We start from the raw sequence: 15,456 nt of genomic DNA, 5'->3' as shown, positions 1-15,456 counted from the left end.
ACTCTGCCCTGACGTACCTTGTCCGGGTGACCGAGATCAACCCAGCGGCGCCCGGCACGTCACCCCGGCGAGCGATCACCGACGACGAGAGCCGGGTCGCCAGCCGGGGCTGGTGGGACTCCGACGCCGACGACTACCAGGCCGAACACGGCGCCTTCCTGGGCGATCTCGACTTCGTCTGGTGCCCCGAGGGGCTGCGGGAGGCCGATGCCCGGCTGCTCGGCGACGTGCGCGGCAAGCGGGTGCTGGAGCTCGGCGCGGGCGCGGCGGCCGGCGCCCGGTGGCTCGACGGGCAGGGGGCCGAGGTGACGGCCCTCGATCTCTCGGCCGGAATGCTGCGGCACGCCCGCGAGGCCGGGGCCCGTACGGGCGTACGGGTGCCTCTGGTGCAAGCCGACGCTCTGGCTCTGCCGTTCGCGGACAGCGTATTCGACATCGTCTGCACCGCCTTCGGGGCGATCCCGTTCGTGGCCGACTCGGGCGCCGCCATGCGGGAGGTCGCACGTGTCCTGCGTACGGGAGGGACCTGGGTCTTCTCGATCACCCACCCGATGCGCTGGATCTTCTGGGACGAGCCGGACGAGACCGGCCTGGTCGCGCGCAACTCCTACTTCGATCGCACGCCCTACGTGGAGAGAGACGACACAGGCGTTCCCACGTACGTGGAACAGCACCGCACCCTGGGCGACCGGGTGCGCGAGCTGGTGGCCGCCGGGTTCGTGCTCCGCGACCTGATCGAGCCGGATTGGCCGGCCGGGCACGAGGAGACCTGGGGTCAGTGGAGCCCGCTGCGGGGGCGACTGTTCCCCGGCACCGCGATCTTCGTCTCCGACCTGCGCTGACCTCGGCCCGGTTTCGTTTCCGACGCGGGCCGCCGGGTATCCGCTTCTCATGGCTGATGCGAAGAAAAGCCTCAAAAAGGGCGACGACGTGACCTGGAAGAGCCACGGCGAGACCGTGCACGGCGAGGTCGAGCAGAAGATCACCCGCCGCACCGAGACCGCCGGCCGCACGGTCGACGCCTCCCCGGACGACCCGCAGTACAAGGTCAAGAGCGACAAGACCGGGCGCGAGGCCGTCCACAAGCCGGGGGCCTTGAAGAAGAATGGCTGATCAGGACACGTACGCGGAATTCCAGGACGCGGTGAACATGACCGCTAGCGAGATCGAGAAATGGCTGAAGACCGACGAGGCCAAGGAGGTCGGCCAGAAGTCGAAGCCGAACGGCGAATCGGTCGGCCATGACTCCGGCCGCAAGATCGTCAAGATCCTGGGCACGAAGAAGGCCGACCTGACCGACGCCGACGAGAAGCACATGCGCAAGGTGGTCGGCTACGTGCACCGGCACCTGGCGCAGCGCCCCAAGGGAGACGTCGAGGAGACCGCGTGGCGTTATTCGCTGATGAACTGGGGGCACGACCCGCTGAAGAAGTGACGCCCCTCAGACGGGGATGCCGGTCTCCAGCAGCGTGCCCATGACGGCCAGCGCCGCCGGGATCATGCGGTAGTAGACCCAGGTGCCGCGGCGGTCGCTGTCGACCAGGCCGGCCTCGCGCAGCACCTTGAGGTGGTGCGAGATGGTCGGGCCGGTGAGATGGAACTCGCCGGTCAGGTCACAGACACACACCTCGCCGCCGCGGGCCGAGGCGATCATCGACAGCAGCCGCAGGCGCACCGGGTCGCCCAGGGCCTTGAACATCGGCGCGAACGCATCAGCCCGCGCCGCGTCGAGCGGCTCACGGGTGAGCGACCCACTCTCTCCGGCGGAATTACCCATCGTCTGGCTCCCCATGGCCCACACCTTTGCAAAGCCCCGCAACCACGGCCCGGTCCAGAGCCGATTACCGTACGCAGCCCCGCGGCCGCGACAGCACGACCGCGGTGAGCGTACGCCTCCGGCCCAGCCCACGGTGACGCGGAATGATGCCGTGTCGTCACTCTGATCGATGCCCCTCAGCATCTCCCATGACATCGGTCACGAATTTATAGAGAACTGTCGAATCAGAGCTGTCCCGTTAGGATGCCGCCATGGGGGCGCGGCAGGGAATCCGGGAACTCGTCCAGGTGACCGGCATGTGGCTGGGCTTCGGCGAACCGGACACCGAGGCAGACCCGGCACCCCGCACCGGGCCCGCTTTCCTCCTGGTGCAAACCATGGCCGCGATCGCCCTGGCCGCCCTGGGCGGGGCATCTACGCCGCACTGAGGGACGGCCCGGTGTCCACCACCTGGCCGATCCCCTACCTGCTGCTGGTCATCCCGCTCGCGATCGCCGTCGCCCGCGTTCCGGCCGCCGCTCCGATCCCGTTGGCCGCGGCGGTCTGGATACGGCTAGTGGTCGGCGCCGTTCCAGTCCTGGCCGTGGCCCACCGAGACCTCCAGCGGCACCGACAGCGGGTAAGCCTCGCCCATCTCGCGGCGCACCAAGGCCTCGAGGGGCTCGCGCTCGCCGGGGGCCACGTCGAAGACCAACTCGTCGTGGACCTGCAGCAGCATGCGGGACTTGAGGCCGGCTTCCTTCAGAGCCTTGTCGACCCGCAGCATCGCGATCTTGATGATGTCGGCCGCTGAGCCCTGGATGGGGGCGTTGAGGGCCATGCGTTCGGCCATCTCGCGGCGCTGGCGGTTGTCGCTGGAGAGGTCGGGCAGGTAGCGCCGGCGGCCCAGGATCGTGGCGGTGTAGCCGTCCTGCACGGCCCGCCGCACGACGGCCTGCAGGTAGTCGCGGACGCCCCCGAAGCGCTCGAAGTATTCGTCCATCAGCCCCCGGGCCTCTTCGGTCGGGATGTTCAGCTGGTTGGACAGGCCGAACGCGCTCAGGCCGTACGCCAGGCCGTAGTTCATCGCCTTGATCTTGCGGCGCTGGTCGGGGACGACCTCTTCGACCGGCACGTGGAAGACCGACGAGGCGGTGGCCGCGTGGAAGTCGAACGCCGAGTTGAACGCCGCGATCAGCGCCTCGTCGCCGGACAGGTGCGCCATGATGCGCATCTCGATCTGGCTGTAGTCGGCGGTCATCAGCTGCTCGAAGCCCTCGCCGACGACGAACGCACGCCGGATCCGGCGGCCCTCCTCCGTGCGGATGGGGATGTTCTGCAGGTTGGGATCGGTCGACGAGAGCCGGCCGGTGGCGGCGACGGTCTGGTTGAACGTGGTGTGGATGCGCCCGTCGTCGGAGACCGACTTGAGCAGGCCGTCGACCGTGGACTTGAGCTTGGCCACGTCGCGGTGGCGCAGCAGGTGTTCCAGAACCGGGTCGCCGGTCTGGGCGAACAGGCTCTGCAGCGCGTCGGCGTCGGTCGTGTAGCCCGACTTGATCTTCTTGGTCTTGGGCAGGCCCCGCTCGTCGAACAGGATCTGCTGGAGCTGCTTGGGCGAGCCGAGGTTGAACTCGCGGCCGACCACCTCGTGGGCCGCCTGCTGGGCCGACTTCACCTCGGCGGCGAAGTGGGCCTCGAGCTCGGAGAGGTATCCGGTGTCGGCGGCGATGCCCAGGTGTTCCATCTCGCCCAGCACCTCGGAGAGCGGCTGCTCGACCTCCATCAGCAGCTTCTGCGACTCGCCGCCGTCGCGTGACAGCTCCTCGGTGAGCACGTCGGCCAGGTCGAGCGTGGCCCGGGCGCGCAGCATCACGTTCTGCTCGGCGGCGCCGTCGGTCTCGCCGCCCAGGCCGGAGAGCAGGTCGAGCTGGCCGGTCTCGGGCTCCTCGACGCGTAGCTCGCGCTTGAGGTAGCGCAGGGCGAGGTCGGTCAGGTCGTAGGCCCGCTGGTCGGGCTTGGCCAGATAGGCCGCCAGGGCGGTGTCGACACGGACGCCGGCCAGAGCCCAGCCGTGGGCCCGCATCGCCAGCGTGGCCGGCTTCGCGTCGTGCAGCACCTTGGGCCGCCCGGCGTCGGCCAGCCACCCGGCCACCGCCCGCTCGTCGGCCTCGTCGAGGGCCGTGGGGTCGAACCAGGCGGCCGGACCGTCGCCGGTGGCCACCGCGACACCGGTGAGCGCGCCCGTGCCACGGCCGAAGCTGCCGGTGACGGCGACGCCGACCGGGGCCGCGGCGGCGTGCTCGGTCAGCCACCCCGCGACCTGACCGGCGCCGAGCACCTGACCTTCGAGGTCGAAGCCGGACTCGGCCTCGGGCTCGACGGCGTCTAGGTACGAATAGAGCCGCTCGCGCAGCACCCGGAACTCGAGCGCGTCGAACACCTGGTGGACGGCTTCGCGATCCCAGCCGTGCCAGCGCACGTCCTCGGGGCGTACGGGAAGCTCGAGGTCTTTGCGCAGGGCGTTGAGCTCGTAGTTGAGCATCACCGACGACAGGTTGGCCCGCAGGTTGTCGCCGGCCTTGCCCTTGACCTTGTCGGCGTTGGCGACGACGCCCTCGATGCCGCCGTATTCGGTGATCCACTTGGCCGCCGTCTTGGGGCCGACGCCGGGCACGCCGATCAGGTTGTCGCTGGTCTCGCCGACCAGGGCGGCCTTGTCACGGTAGAGATGGGGCGGGACGAGCTGCTTCTCCTCGACCAGCGCCGGGGTCATCCGCCAGACCTCGGAGACGCCGCGGCTCGGGTAGAGGACGGTGGTGTGCTCGTCGACCAGCTGCAGGGCGTCGCGGTCGCCGGAGGAGATCAGCACCTCCATGCCGGCCTCGCGGCCCTGGGTGGCCAGGGTGGCGATGACGTCGTCGGCCTCGAAGCCGGGCTTCTCGACATAGGTGATGCGGAGCGCGTCGAGGATCTCCTTGACCAGGCTGACCTGGCCCTGGAACTCGGGCGGCGTCGCCGAGCGGCCGGCCTTGTACTCCGGGTATTTCTCGGTGCGGAAGGAGACGCGGGAGACGTCGAACGCGACCACGATGTGCGTGGGCTTCTCGTCGCGCAGCATGTTGATCAACATCGAGGTGAAGCCGAAGACGGCATTCGTGTGCTGACCGGTCTGCGTGCTGAAGTTGTCCTTGGGCAGCGCGTGGAACGCGCGGTAGGCCAAGGAGTGGCCGTCGAGCAGCAGCAATCGGGGAGTCTGGGCGTCGTCGCTCACGTCGGTGAACTCTAGTCGGGGGGTCCGACACAAAGCCGGACCGCCCCGCCTGGTTAGAGCACCTTGCTGAGGAATGCCCTGGTTCGCTCATGCTGCGGGTTCGTGATGACGTCGCGCGGCGGCCCCTGTTCGACCACGACGCCGCCGTCCATGAAGATCAGGTTGTCGCCCACCTCGCGGGCGAAGCCGATCTCGTGGGTCACCACGACCATGGTCATGCCGTCGGCGGCCAGGTCCTTCATCGTGTCGAGGACCTCGCCCACCAGCTCGGGGTCGAGCGCGCTGGTCGGCTCGTCGAACAGCATCAGCTTGGGCCGCATGGCCAGGGCCCGGGCGATGGCGACCCGCTGCTGCTGGCCGCCGGAGAGCTGCCCCGGGTAGTTGCCGACCTTGCTGCCCAGACCCACCCGTTCGAGCAGGCCGACGGCCCGGTCACGGACCTCGGCCTTGCTCTCCCGCTTGACCCGGCAGGGCGCCTCCATGACGTTGTCGAGCACCGTCATGTGCGGGAACAGGTTGAACCGCTGGAAGACCATGCCGATCGAGCGGCGTTGCTTGGCGACGTCCTTCTCGCCCATCTCGTGCAGCTTGCCGCCACGTTCGCGGTAGCCGACCAGCTCGCCGTCGACGAAGATCCGACCAGCGTTGATCTTCTCGAGGTGGTTGATGCAGCGCAGGAACGTCGACTTGCCGGAGCCCGACGGGCCGAGCACGCAGCACACCTCACCCGGCTTGACCACGAGGTCGATGCCCTTGAGCACCTCGAGGGAGCCGAACGACTTGTGCACGTTGTCGGCGCGCACCATTTCGCCGGTCATGGCACCTCCCCGGTGATCCGTCCGCCCTGCTCGACCTGGATGTCGCGCAGCCGCTGTTTCGCCTTGGCCGTGGCGCCGTAGCCCTTGCTGAAGTGCCGCTCCACGAAGTACTGGGCGATCATCAGCACGGTGCACAGGATCAGGTACCAGATCAGGGCCGCGACGATCACCGGCAGCACGACGAAGGTACGCGCGGAGACCTGGGTGAGCTGGAACCACAGCTCGAAGGTGACCGGCACGTAGGCCACCAGCGAGGTGTCCTTGACCATCGCGATGATCTCGTTGCCGGTGGGCGGCACGATCACCCGCATGGCCTGGGGCAGGACGATGCGGCGCAGCACCTGCCCGCGGGACATGCCGAGCGCGACCGCGGCCTCGGCCTGGCCGGTGTCGATCGACTGGATGCCGGCCCGCACGATCTCGGCCATGTAGGCGGCCTCGGAGAGCGCCAGCGCCAGCATGCCGGCGACGAAGCCGGCGATCAGGTCGCTGGCCTTGATGCTGTAGAACTGCCCGTCGAAGTTGTCGAGGCCGAACAGCTTGCCGATCTGGGTGCCGAACGGCAGGCCGAAGCCGATGCGCTCCCACAGGATGTTCAGGTTGCCGAAGAGCAGCGCGAGCACGAGCCGGGGGACGGCCCGGAAGAACCAGGTGTAGAGGAACGCGACCGACGACAGGATCTTGTTCGGCGACAACCGCATGATCGCGATGACGATGCCGAGCGCGATGCCGATCGCCATCGACGAGATGGTCAGCATGATCGTTCCGCGCAGGCCCTCGAGGACCGGCTCGGTGAACATCACACCGCGCTTGCCTTCCTGGTACTCCAGGAAGATGAACGACCAGCGGAACCGGTCGTTGGTGAGAAGCAGGTGCAGGAACATCGCGGCCAGCACCGCGATGACGGCCAGGGCTATCCACCGGCCGGGGTGCCGCACGGGCACGGCCTTGATCGCTTCAGGCCGTGCCCGTTCGGTTGTCGTGTCGTCGCTCATGCGAGGGTCAGACCGACGGGTTCACTTCGGGCGTGGTGATCGCGCCGGCGGTGACGCCCCACTTGTCGAGGATCTGCTTGTAGGTGCCGTCGGCGATCAGGGCCTGCACCGCCTCGCCGAGGACGTTCGCGAACTCGGTCTGGTCCTTGGCGACCGCATAGCCGTACGGGGCCGAGTCGTAGATGTCGCCGACCAGCGCGAGCGAGCCGCTGGTCTGCTTCACCGCGTACGCCACCACGGGCGAGTCGGCCAGCATGGCCTCGTCCTTGCCGGTGTTGACGGCGTTGGTCGCGTCCGACTGCTTCTGGTACTGGTCGATCGTGATCTTGGCCTTGCCGGCGTCGGTGCACTTCTTGGAGCGCGCGTTCAGGTCGTCCACCTGCACGGTCGCGGTCTGCACGGCGATCTTCTTGCCGCAGACGTCGTCCGGGTTGATCGTCGCGCCGGTCTTGGCGGCCCACTGGGTGCCCGCCGAGAAGTAGGAGACCATGTTGACCTCCTTCATCCGGTCCGCGTTGATCGTGAAGGAGGAGACCCCGACCGCATACTTCTTGCTGGTCACGCCCGGGATGATGCTGTCGAACGTGGCCGACGTCCACTCGGTGGTCAGGTTGAGCTTCTGCGCCACCGCGTTGAACAGGTCGACGTCGAAGCCGACGACGGTCTTGCCGTCGGTGTCGAGGAACTCACTCGGCGCGTACGACGAGTCGGTGCCGATCGTCAGCTTGCCCGCGGCCTTGATGTCGGCCGGGACCTTGTCGGCGAGGGCGGTGTCGGCGGACGCGCTGGGCGCGGGGCCGGAACCCGTGCCCGGGTCCTCCGACTCCGAGCCGCAGGCGGTCAACGACAACGTCAGCGCCGCCGCGGCGGCCAGGCCGAGGATCGCCCGGCGGCCGGGGGTGGTGCGGAACATGATGACTCCCTCAGGAAGAAAATTCCGGTTTACGCGACGCCCAGGTAGGCGTCCTTGACCGCGGGATCGTTCAGGAGGTCGGCGCCGGTGCCTTCCTTGACGATCCGCCCGGTCTCCAGAACGTACGCGCGGTGCGCCCGGGACAGGGCCTGTTGAGCGTTCTGTTCCACCAGCAGCACGGTCGTTCCCTGCTGGTTGATCTCGACGATGATGTCGAAGATCTGCTGGATCAGCATCGGGGCCAGACCCATGGACGGCTCGTCGAGCAGCAGCAGCTTGGGCCGGCTCATGAGCGCCCGGCCCACCGCCAGCATCTGCTGCTCACCGCCCGAGAGGGTGCCCCCGGCCTGCTTCTCGCGCTCCTTGAGCCGCGGGAAGAGGGTGAACGCACGCTGCAGGTCCTCGTCGATCTCGGAGCGGACCTTGCGGGTGTAGGCGCCCATCTCGAGGTTCTCGCGCACCGTCATGCCCGGGAAGATGCCCCGGCCCTCGGGCGACTGCGAGACACCGCGGATCACCCGCAGGTCGGCGCGCAGCTTGGTGATGTCCTCGCCGTCGAACCTGATCGTGCCCTGGGACACCGGCCGCAGACCGGAGATGGCGCGCATGGTGGTCGACTTGCCGGCGCCGTTCGCGCCGATCAGCGCCACGACCTCGCCCTCGCCGACGGTGAGGCTGATGCCGTGCAGAGCCTGGATGCGCCCGTACGCCAGCGTCACGTTGTCGATCTCAAGCAGCATCGGTGGGCACCCCCAGATAGGCGGCGATGACAGACGGGTTGTCCCGCACCTCGGCGGGCGTTCCCTCGGCGATCTTCTTGCCGAACTCCAGCACGACGATCCGGTCGGTGACGCCCATGACCAGGCGCATGTCGTGCTCGATCAGCAGCACCGTCACCCCGGTGTCACGGATCTTGCGGATGAGCTGGAGCAGATCCTCCTTCTCGGCCGGGTTGAAGCCGGCGGCCGGCTCGTCCAGGCAGAGCAGGGTGGGATTGGTGGCCAGGGCCCGGGCGATCTCCAGGCGGCGCTGCTCACCGTACGAGAGGTTACGGCTCACGTCGCCCGCACGGTGCGCGATGCCGACGAAGCGCAGCAGCTCGAGGGAGCGGGCCCGGCCCGACTTCTCCTCGCGCCAGAACCGGGGCAGGCGGAACAGCGCGCTGATCACGCTCGTCTTGTGGTGCGCGTCCGCGCCCACCATGACGTTCTCCAGCGCCGTCATCTCCGGGAACAACCGCACGTTCTGGAACGTACGCGCGATGCCGCCCCGGGTGATCTGGTGCTTCTTCTTGCCGACGATCGACTCGCCCTGGAAGCGGATCTGGCCCTCGGTCGGCCGGTAGACACCCGTCATCGCATTGAAGCAGGTCGTCTTGCCGGCGCCGTTCGGCCCGATCAGCCCGAAGATCTCACCCTTGCGCAGCGAGAAGCTGACGTCGTTGAGCGCGACGACACCGCCGAAGCGCAGCGTCACGTGGTCGACTTCCAGGAGCACACCCTCATCCCGTACGGGCGAAGGGGTGGGCTCGGCCTGCGGACCACCTGTGGGAGCGGGGTCAGCCACGGGACGCGCATTTTCGCGGTCGAGCTCCTCCGGAGTCTCCTTGTGCGGCTCGCTCACTGGGGAGCCACCTCCTTCTCCCGGTCCTTGAGCTCCATCGCGCGGCGGCGGCTCGGGATCAGACCCTGGGGCCGCAGCACCATGATGATGATGATCACGGCGCCGAACAGCGCGAAGCGGTACTCGTACAGGTCAGTGTCGCCCACCGACAGGCCCCGCAGGCGGTCGGGAATGTACGAGATCAGCACGCCACCCAGGATCGCGCCGGCCATGTTGCCGGAACCACCCATGACCACACCCGCCAGCACCAGGATCGAGAACTGGAGCACGAACGTCTGCGAGTTGATGAAGCTCTGCTCGCCGGCGAACAGCACGCCGCCCAGACCACCGATGAACGCGCCGATGGCGAACGCCCACAGCTTGTACTTGAACGTGCGCACGCCCATGACCTCGGCGGCCTCTTCGTCCTCACGGATGGCCAGCCACGAGCGGCCGACCCGGCTGCGGTCGAGGTTCCGCACACCCAGGATGACCAGGATGATGACGGTCAGGCCGAGCCAGAAGTACGGGATCGCGTCGGTCACGCCGAAGATCGGCTCGCCGCCCCAGCTGCCGGGCGGGTGCGGGATGCTCGCGAAACCGCGGTCACCGCGCAGCACGTCGGTGCTGGTCGCCACGATGCGGATGATCTCGGCGAAGCCCAGCGTCACGATGGCCAGGTAGTCACCGCGCAACCGCAGCGTCGGCCAGCCCAGGATGACCCCGGCGATCATGGTGAGGATCAGTGCCGCCGGCACCGCCATCAGCCACTTCCAGCCCGTGTCCTCATAGAGGATCGAGTCGGGCGAGGTCAGCAGGGCCGTGCCGTAGGCGCCGACGGCGAAGAAGCCGACGTAACCCAGGTCGAGCAGGCCGGCGTAACCGACCACCACGTTCAGGCCGAGCGCCAGCAACACGTAGTAGCTCATGTTGAACAGCGCCGACGGCCAGTCGATGCCCTCGGTGACGATCTGCGGTCCGATCACCGGCACGTCGCCGATGTACGGCAACATGTACGCCGCCACCGCCGCGACCAGGATCACCAGCCAGCGAACCCAGACGGGCTGCCGGCCGAGCCAGCCCCGCACACCGCCGTTCGAGCGGAAAGACGCCTTCTCGCTCATGCTCTTGCCCTTCCCAGCGACTCACCCAGCAAGCCGGTCGGACGGAACAGCAGGATGACCACGAGCAGCACGAACGACGCCGCGTGCAGCCACTGCGAACCGAACAGGCCCGCCGCGTAGTTCTGCAGCACACCCAGCAGCAGGCCGCCCAGCAGGGCGCCGCGCAGGTTGCCGATACCGCCCAGAACGGCGGCCGTGAACGCGTCGATGCCGAGCAGGAAGCCCGCGTCGTAGCGCGTCACACCGATCTTGAGGTCGTACATGACCGCCGCGATACCCGCCATCAGACCACCCAGGAGGAAGACCAGGGCGATGACGCGGGACTTGTTGACGCCCATGAGCGCCGCGCTGTCCGGGTTCTGCGCCACGGCGCGGACACCACGACCCAGACGCGAGCCGTTGATGAAACGATCCAGCACGAACATCATCACCAGCGCCAGCACGATGATGAGGAGCTGCAGGTTCGTGACCGTGGTGTCACCGATGGTGAACACCGGGCGCGCCTGGATGATCGGCGGCACGCCGGTCTGGTTCCGGTGCGTCAGCACGCCGGCGACCTCGGAGATGAACAGCGAGGCGCCGATGGCGGTGATCAGGAAGGCCAGCGGCGGGGCGTTGCGCCGGCGCAGCGGCCGGTAGGCGACGAACTCGACGGTCAGGGCCGCTGCGCCCGAGACGACGATCGCGGCGATCAGGCCGACGACCATGTAGAGCAGCATCGGACCGACCGCGGGGGTGGCCGAGTTCTGATCGAGGCCGAACAGGCCCCAGGCGAAGAGACAAGCGTACGTGCCGAGGAGGAAGACCTCGGAGTGCGCGAAGTTGATGAGCCGCAGCACACCGTAGACCAGCGTGTATCCCAGGGCGAACAACGCGATGATCGCGCCCTGGGCCAGACCCGTGACGGTGAGCGGCCCGAAATTATCGATCAGACCGGAAAAATCCACAGAGGGGCTCCAAAACGACGAGGTCGGTGCGGCCGGAGATCATCCGGCCGCACCGGCCCTACAGAGAGTTACTGCTACCCGATCAGGAGGTCTTGATCTCCACGTCGGACTTGGCGTCGCCAGAGCTGTCGAACTTGAACGCCCACACCTTGATGAAGGCCGGGTCGAGCTCACCGACGTCGGTGAACTTGTAGGTGTTCGCGATGCCCTTGTAGTTGACGGTCTTCAGGTAGTCGTTGAGCTTCTGCGGGGTGTTGTTACCCGCGTCGATGCCCTGAAGGAAGATGTTGGCGGCGTCGAACGCGACGTCGGAGTACGTGCCGGCGTCCTGGTTCCACTTCGCCTTGTAGTCGTTGACGAAGGTGCCGGTCGCCGCCTCGGGCGGCGAGCAGGGGCAGGTCACGACGGTGCCGACCGCAGCCGCGGTGCCCGACGCCTTGGACAGGCCCGGGTCCTTCATGCCGTCGCCGCCGACCAGCGTGCCCTTCCAGCCCGCAGCGGTGAGCTGCTTGCGGATGATGCCGGCGTTCGTGTAGTAGCCGCCGTAGAACAGCGCGGTCGCGCCGCTCGAGGTGACCTTCTGCACCAGGGCCGAGAAGTCGGCCTGCTTGCCGTCGCCCTCGGTCTTGTCCGAAGCCACGACGAGCGAGCCCAGCGTGGACTTGACGACGTCGGCCAGACCGGCGCCGTACGCCGACTGGTCGTCCGCGACGAAGACCTTCTGCGCCTTCAGGTTGTCCTTGATGTACGCGGCGGCCGCGGGACCCTGCGCGTCATCGTTGGCCACCGCGCGGTGGAAGACCTTCCAGCCCTTCGACGCCAGCGACACGCGGGTCGCCGACGGCGTGATGGTCGGGATGCCGGCCGATTCGAAGATCGGGTCGGCCGCCTCGGACTCGCCCGAGAAGGGCGGGCCGACGATGCCGAGGATCTTCTTGTCGGCGACCAGGCTGCGAGCGACACCGGGGGCGACCGAAGCCTCACCCTGGGAGTCGAACTTCGCGACCTCGATGCACGTCGAACCCTTGGACTTGTTGTACTGCTCGATAGCCAGCTCGAAGCCCTGCTCGATGTTCACACCGAGGTTGGCGGCCGAGCCGGTCAGAGCGCCGAAGAACGCGAGCTTGTAGCCGCAGTTCCCCTCGCTCGCGGTGTCGTCGCTGCTCGATCCGCTATTGCAAGCAGCAGCACCGGCGATGAGCCCGATGATGGCCACCCCGCCGATGGCTCGTGCGAGAACCTGCCTCAAGGTTGGAACCCTCCTCCATAAGACCCACCGAGCCACTGCCGGCCGATTGGCACTTGCGCGCGCCAGAGACCATCCGTGCCCCGTTATGGGGCGGGACGTTATCCCAGGTTCATGGCCTGCTGAAAGAGTTCCCTCGGGCTTTCACCGAACCGTTACGTCCGAGGAGCCGCAGGCCGGAGGAGGTGTTACAACCGGGCGAGTTCTTGATCAACTGTTTGCGGGTTGCGCGCCGCCCGCTTCCTGACCCTCCGCCAGAATGCGATCGGCGACCTCACGCATAGTCATGCGGTGATCCATCGCCGTGCGCTGAATCCACTTGAACGCCTGCGGCTCGGTCATCTGGTACTTGGTCATCAGTTCGCCCTTGGCCCGCTCGACCGACTTGCGGGTCTCGAGACGGTCGGTCAGACCGGCGACCTCGGACTCGAGGACGGCGATCTCGGAGTACCTCGACAGGGCGATCTCGATCGCCGGCACGAGGTCGGACTTCTGGAACGGCTTGACCAGGTAGGCCATCGCGCCTGCGGCCCGGGCCCGCTCGACCAGGTCGCGCTGGCTGAACGCGGTCAGAATGACGACCGGGGCGATCCGGCCGCCCGCGATCCGCTCGGCGGCCGCCAGGCCGTCCATGATCGGCATCTTGATGTCGAGAATGACGAGGTCAGGGCGCAACTCCTCGGCCAGGCGCACGGCGGTCTCGCCGTCACCTGCCTCACCGACGACGTCGTAGCCCTCCTCGACGAGCATCTCTGCCAGGTCCAGGCGGATGAGCGCCTCATCCTCGGCGATCAACACCCGCTTGCGCTCGGCACCAGCCTGCGAGTCGGCCACGGAACCACTACCCCCAACGTTCTCCAGTCGCGACACCCCGGTATGCGGGTGTCGCCGCCCTAAGCCTAGTGGGTACGCTGTCCCCTGCTTGGATCAGCGTGACCTTGTCTCGCCCCGGTCCCAGCATGCCGGGGTGGTGGAATGGCATACACGGGTCACTCAAAATGATTTGCTCGAGAGGGCATGCGGGTTCGACTCCCGTCCCCGGCACCACACGAAACATCTCTTCTCCCCGTCCGGGGATCGTCTCACCTTCCTGACGCCGCATTTCCGCCGCGTGCCCGGATTGTTTCCGCCAGCGAAATCCGTGGCCCCTCCGATCGATCAATGCCGAACCGTCGCATTCGTTTATTAGGCGACAGGCGAGTCGTGGCAGATCAATCGAAGGTGAGCCCTCGATAAACGGTTTCGTTCCGACGGCCACACTTGATCTCAACGAGCGGATTTCCGTGACCGGGGACCCACATCGGGGCGGAGCGAACGGGCAGGAGACGGCAAACGCGCTCCGTGACATGGATCTTCCAACCCGGAGATCCGTCACGACCCGTGCCGTGGCTGGTCGTCCTCCAGGGTGAACGAGGGAGTGGGCGAAGAGGTGGGCGAGGGGATGGGCGACGGCGCCGACGAGGACGGGGACGTCGACGGGGACGGGGAACCCGTGGGTGAGGGAGACGGGGACGACGGGGACGACGGCGGCGCGCTCGGGGACTTCGACGCCGCGGCGTGCAGGTCACGGCAGTACTTCGCGATGTCCTCCTCGCCCCCGGCGGCCGCGGCCAGCCGGCGCCGGTCGTCCCGGCTCAGCGAGCGGTTCGGGGCCCCGCCCCACGCCTCACACCAGGTGAGCGCGGTGACGTCGAGCGACGGGCGGGGCCCCGGCCGGGTGGAGGGGGACGGGTCGGGGGTGCCTGTTCCCGGCGCAGGTACGCCCAGCGCCGAGAACAGGCGGTGCGCGTGCTGCTGGGCCTCCTGGGGCAGGTTGCCGGTGCGGGCGGCGACGGCCGTCCCGGTGAGGATCAGGAGAGCCAGGCCGATCGTGGCGGGCACGAGAGCGGCCCGGATCCTCGCCGTTCGCTGACGCCGGACGCTGCGGGCAGCGCGCTTGCGGTGCGCGGTGAAGGCGGCCACCATCTCCTTCTCGCCGGCCAGCTCCTCCGGTGTCCCGGGGGCGCGGGCCGCTTCGAGAAGGGCGGCCAGACAACGATGATCGTCGCCGGGCGGGTGGGCGGCGGCGATCATGTCGGCCTGGTCGCGGTCGATGCGCCGTCCTCGCCGCGTACGCAGTGCACGGAGGAGAGCGTTCAGGTCACGCATTCCGTTACACCCCCTGCCGGGTGCTGATCTGCGGATGCGCGGCCAGGCGGCGCAGACCCCGCATGGTGGCGATGCGGACCGCGCCGGGCCTCTTGCCGAGGATGTCGGCCGTGGTGGCGACGTCGAGCCCGGCCACGACCCGGAGCATGACCGCTTCCGCCTGGTCGACCGGGAGTCCGGCGATCACCGAGACGGCCCAGGCGGTGGAGGCGCCTTCGGCGGCCTCGGCTTCCGCGTCCGGTGCGGCCGCGGTGGGGGGTTCGGCGGTTTCCCGCGTACGGGACGAGCGCCTCTTCTCGTCGATGCCGCGGTGCCGGGCGATGCGGAACAGCCAGCCCCGGAACGAGCCCAGGTCGCCGGAGAACCGGTGCAGGTCCCGGATCACGTGCAGCCAGGTCTCGCTGGCGGCGTCCTCCGCGTGCTCGCCGGCCAGCACCCGCAGATAGCGCAGCACGTTGGGGTGCAGCCCACGCCAGAGCGTGGCGAACCCGGCGGCGTCACCGTCTTGGGCGGCGCGCAGGGCGGCAGCGAGTTCTTCTTCGGGCACGGCCTCTCCGAGGGGTGGGGGCGGCCGTCTTGTACCCCGCTGTGAATCTGAGCGAACCTCCCGTCCGCCGGTCGGCTGGATGTTGT

At 68.3% G+C, this 15,456-nt stretch carries 17 protein-coding genes and 1 tRNA gene; 5 read left to right on the top strand and 13 right to left on the bottom strand.

The annotated features are described in order from the left end of the window. Positions 1–26: 26 nt before the first annotated feature. From JIG36_RS07205 to JIG36_RS07195, 3 genes are read left to right on the top strand one after another with little or no spacing between them, the layout of a single operon-like run. On the top strand, positions 27–842 hold the full coding sequence (locus JIG36_RS07205) for a class I SAM-dependent methyltransferase (protein WP_307872599.1): 816 nt from the start codon (positions 27–29) through the stop codon (positions 840–842). 49 nt (positions 843–891) lie between these two features. After that, positions 892–1,113, top strand: coding sequence for a hypervirulence associated TUDOR domain-containing protein (locus tag JIG36_RS07200; protein ID WP_203375255.1), 222 nt, complete (start codon positions 892–894; stop codon positions 1,111–1,113). Next, positions 1,106–1,435 (top strand): DUF3140 domain-containing protein, encoded by a 330-nt coding sequence (locus tag JIG36_RS07195; RefSeq protein ID WP_203375254.1) that lies wholly within the window; start codon positions 1,106–1,108, stop codon positions 1,433–1,435. Before JIG36_RS07200 ends, JIG36_RS07195 begins: the two co-directional genes overlap by 8 nt. Before the next feature lie 6 nt (positions 1,436–1,441). Here the strand turns inward: JIG36_RS07195 and JIG36_RS07190 are convergent, their stop codons facing one another. Further along, a complete protein-coding gene (locus tag JIG36_RS07190) occupies positions 1,442–1,792 on the bottom strand; it encodes an ArsR/SmtB family transcription factor (RefSeq protein WP_236046079.1) in 351 nt (116 codons plus the stop codon). A 236-nt stretch (positions 1,793–2,028) separates the two neighbouring features. Here JIG36_RS07190 and JIG36_RS07185 point away from each other — a divergent pair, with 236 nt between their 5' ends. Beyond that, positions 2,029–2,205, top strand: coding sequence for a hypothetical protein (locus JIG36_RS07185; protein WP_203375253.1), 177 nt, complete (start codon positions 2,029–2,031; stop codon positions 2,203–2,205). Positions 2,206–2,330: 125 nt separating this feature from the next. Here the strand turns inward: JIG36_RS07185 and polA are convergent, their stop codons facing one another. The 10 genes from polA to JIG36_RS07135 all read right to left on the bottom strand — a co-directional run bounded on the left by polA (position 2,331) and on the right by JIG36_RS07135 (position 13,509). Then, positions 2,331–5,030 (bottom strand): DNA polymerase I, encoded by a 2,700-nt coding sequence (gene polA / locus JIG36_RS07180; RefSeq protein WP_203375252.1) that lies wholly within the window; start codon positions 5,028–5,030, stop codon positions 2,331–2,333. A 53-nt stretch (positions 5,031–5,083) separates the two neighbouring features. Further along, positions 5,084–5,848, bottom strand: a complete 765-nt coding sequence (locus JIG36_RS07175) for an amino acid ABC transporter ATP-binding protein (protein ID WP_307872598.1) — start codon at positions 5,846–5,848, stop codon at positions 5,084–5,086. After that, complete coding sequence (locus JIG36_RS07170) at positions 5,845–6,843, bottom strand: amino acid ABC transporter permease (protein ID WP_203375251.1); 999 nt, start codon at positions 6,841–6,843, stop codon at positions 5,845–5,847. The genes JIG36_RS07175 and JIG36_RS07170 overlap by 4 nt, the downstream gene beginning before the upstream one ends. A 7-nt stretch (positions 6,844–6,850) precedes the next feature. Continuing rightward, positions 6,851–7,756, bottom strand: coding sequence for an ABC transporter substrate-binding protein (locus tag JIG36_RS07165; RefSeq protein WP_203375250.1), 906 nt, complete (start codon positions 7,754–7,756; stop codon positions 6,851–6,853). Between the two features lie 29 nt (positions 7,757–7,785). Next, positions 7,786–8,496: an ABC transporter ATP-binding protein gene (locus JIG36_RS07160; RefSeq protein WP_203375249.1), complete on the bottom strand. Its 711-nt coding sequence runs from the start codon at positions 8,494–8,496 to the stop codon at positions 7,786–7,788. Beyond that, positions 8,486–9,322 carry an ABC transporter ATP-binding protein gene (locus tag JIG36_RS07155; protein ID WP_438870708.1) on the bottom strand — a complete coding sequence of 279 codons (837 nt, stop codon included), beginning with the start codon at positions 9,320–9,322 and terminating at the stop codon, positions 8,486–8,488. The genes JIG36_RS07160 and JIG36_RS07155 overlap by 11 nt, the downstream gene beginning before the upstream one ends. A 53-nt stretch (positions 9,323–9,375) precedes the next feature. Further along, positions 9,376–10,482 carry a branched-chain amino acid ABC transporter permease gene (locus JIG36_RS07150; RefSeq protein WP_203375248.1) on the bottom strand — a complete coding sequence of 369 codons (1,107 nt, stop codon included), beginning with the start codon at positions 10,480–10,482 and terminating at the stop codon, positions 9,376–9,378. Beyond that, entirely contained in the window at positions 10,479–11,429 is a 951-nt protein-coding gene (locus tag JIG36_RS07145) for a branched-chain amino acid ABC transporter permease (RefSeq protein WP_203375247.1), read from the bottom strand. Before JIG36_RS07145 ends, JIG36_RS07150 begins: the two co-directional genes overlap by 4 nt. Before the next feature lie 82 nt (positions 11,430–11,511). Continuing rightward, positions 11,512–12,678, bottom strand: coding sequence for a branched-chain amino acid ABC transporter substrate-binding protein (locus JIG36_RS07140; protein WP_203375246.1), 1,167 nt, complete (start codon positions 12,676–12,678; stop codon positions 11,512–11,514). Between the two features lie 207 nt (positions 12,679–12,885). After that, positions 12,886–13,509: an ANTAR domain-containing response regulator gene (locus JIG36_RS07135; protein ID WP_203375245.1), complete on the bottom strand. Its 624-nt coding sequence runs from the start codon at positions 13,507–13,509 to the stop codon at positions 12,886–12,888. Positions 13,510–13,636: 127 nt separating this feature from the next. On the opposite strand from JIG36_RS07135, the gene JIG36_RS07130 reads away from it, so the two are divergent. Then, positions 13,637–13,722 (top strand) — tRNA-Leu (locus JIG36_RS07130). 324 nt (positions 13,723–14,046) lie between these two features. On the opposite strand, the gene JIG36_RS07125 is transcribed toward JIG36_RS07130, so the two are convergent. Both JIG36_RS07125 and JIG36_RS07120 read right to left on the bottom strand, forming a co-directional pair. Further along, the gene (locus tag JIG36_RS07125) at positions 14,047–14,823 is read right to left on the bottom strand and encodes a hypothetical protein (RefSeq protein ID WP_203375244.1); all 777 of its coding nucleotides are present in this window, start codon (positions 14,821–14,823) and stop codon (positions 14,047–14,049) included. Positions 14,824–14,827: 4 nt separating this feature from the next. Further along, the gene (locus JIG36_RS07120) at positions 14,828–15,370 is read right to left on the bottom strand and encodes an RNA polymerase sigma factor (protein WP_203375243.1); all 543 of its coding nucleotides are present in this window, start codon (positions 15,368–15,370) and stop codon (positions 14,828–14,830) included. Positions 15,371–15,456 lie beyond the last annotated feature (86 nt).

The organism is Paractinoplanes ovalisporus (genome assembly GCF_016834655.1).
GTDB lineage: Bacteria > Actinomycetota > Actinomycetes > Mycobacteriales > Micromonosporaceae > Actinoplanes > Actinoplanes ovalisporus.
This window is presented reverse-complemented; position numbering and strand designations above follow the sequence as displayed.

Coding starts and splice junctions, on each gene's coding strand:
- JIG36_RS07200 (WP_203375255.1), top strand. CDS start 892: ATGGCTGATGCGAAGAAAAGCCTCAAAAAGGGCGACGACGTGACCTGG.
- JIG36_RS07195 (WP_203375254.1), top strand. CDS start 1,106: ATGGCTGATCAGGACACGTACGCGGAATTCCAGGACGCGGTGAACATG.
- JIG36_RS07190 (WP_236046079.1), bottom strand. CDS start 1,792: ATGGGGAGCCAGACGATGGGTAATTCCGCCGGAGAGAGTGGGTCGCTC.
- JIG36_RS07185 (WP_203375253.1), top strand. CDS start 2,029: ATGGGGGCGCGGCAGGGAATCCGGGAACTCGTCCAGGTGACCGGCATG.
- JIG36_RS07175 (WP_307872598.1), bottom strand. CDS start 5,848: ATGACCGGCGAAATGGTGCGCGCCGACAACGTGCACAAGTCGTTCGGC.
- JIG36_RS07170 (WP_203375251.1), bottom strand. CDS start 6,843: ATGAGCGACGACACGACAACCGAACGGGCACGGCCTGAAGCGATCAAG.
- JIG36_RS07165 (WP_203375250.1), bottom strand. CDS start 7,756: ATGTTCCGCACCACCCCCGGCCGCCGGGCGATCCTCGGCCTGGCCGCC.
- JIG36_RS07160 (WP_203375249.1), bottom strand. CDS start 8,496: ATGCTGCTTGAGATCGACAACGTGACGCTGGCGTACGGGCGCATCCAG.
- JIG36_RS07150 (WP_203375248.1), bottom strand. CDS start 10,482: ATGAGCGAGAAGGCGTCTTTCCGCTCGAACGGCGGTGTGCGGGGCTGG.
- JIG36_RS07125 (WP_203375244.1), bottom strand. CDS start 14,823: ATGCGTGACCTGAACGCTCTCCTCCGTGCACTGCGTACGCGGCGAGGA.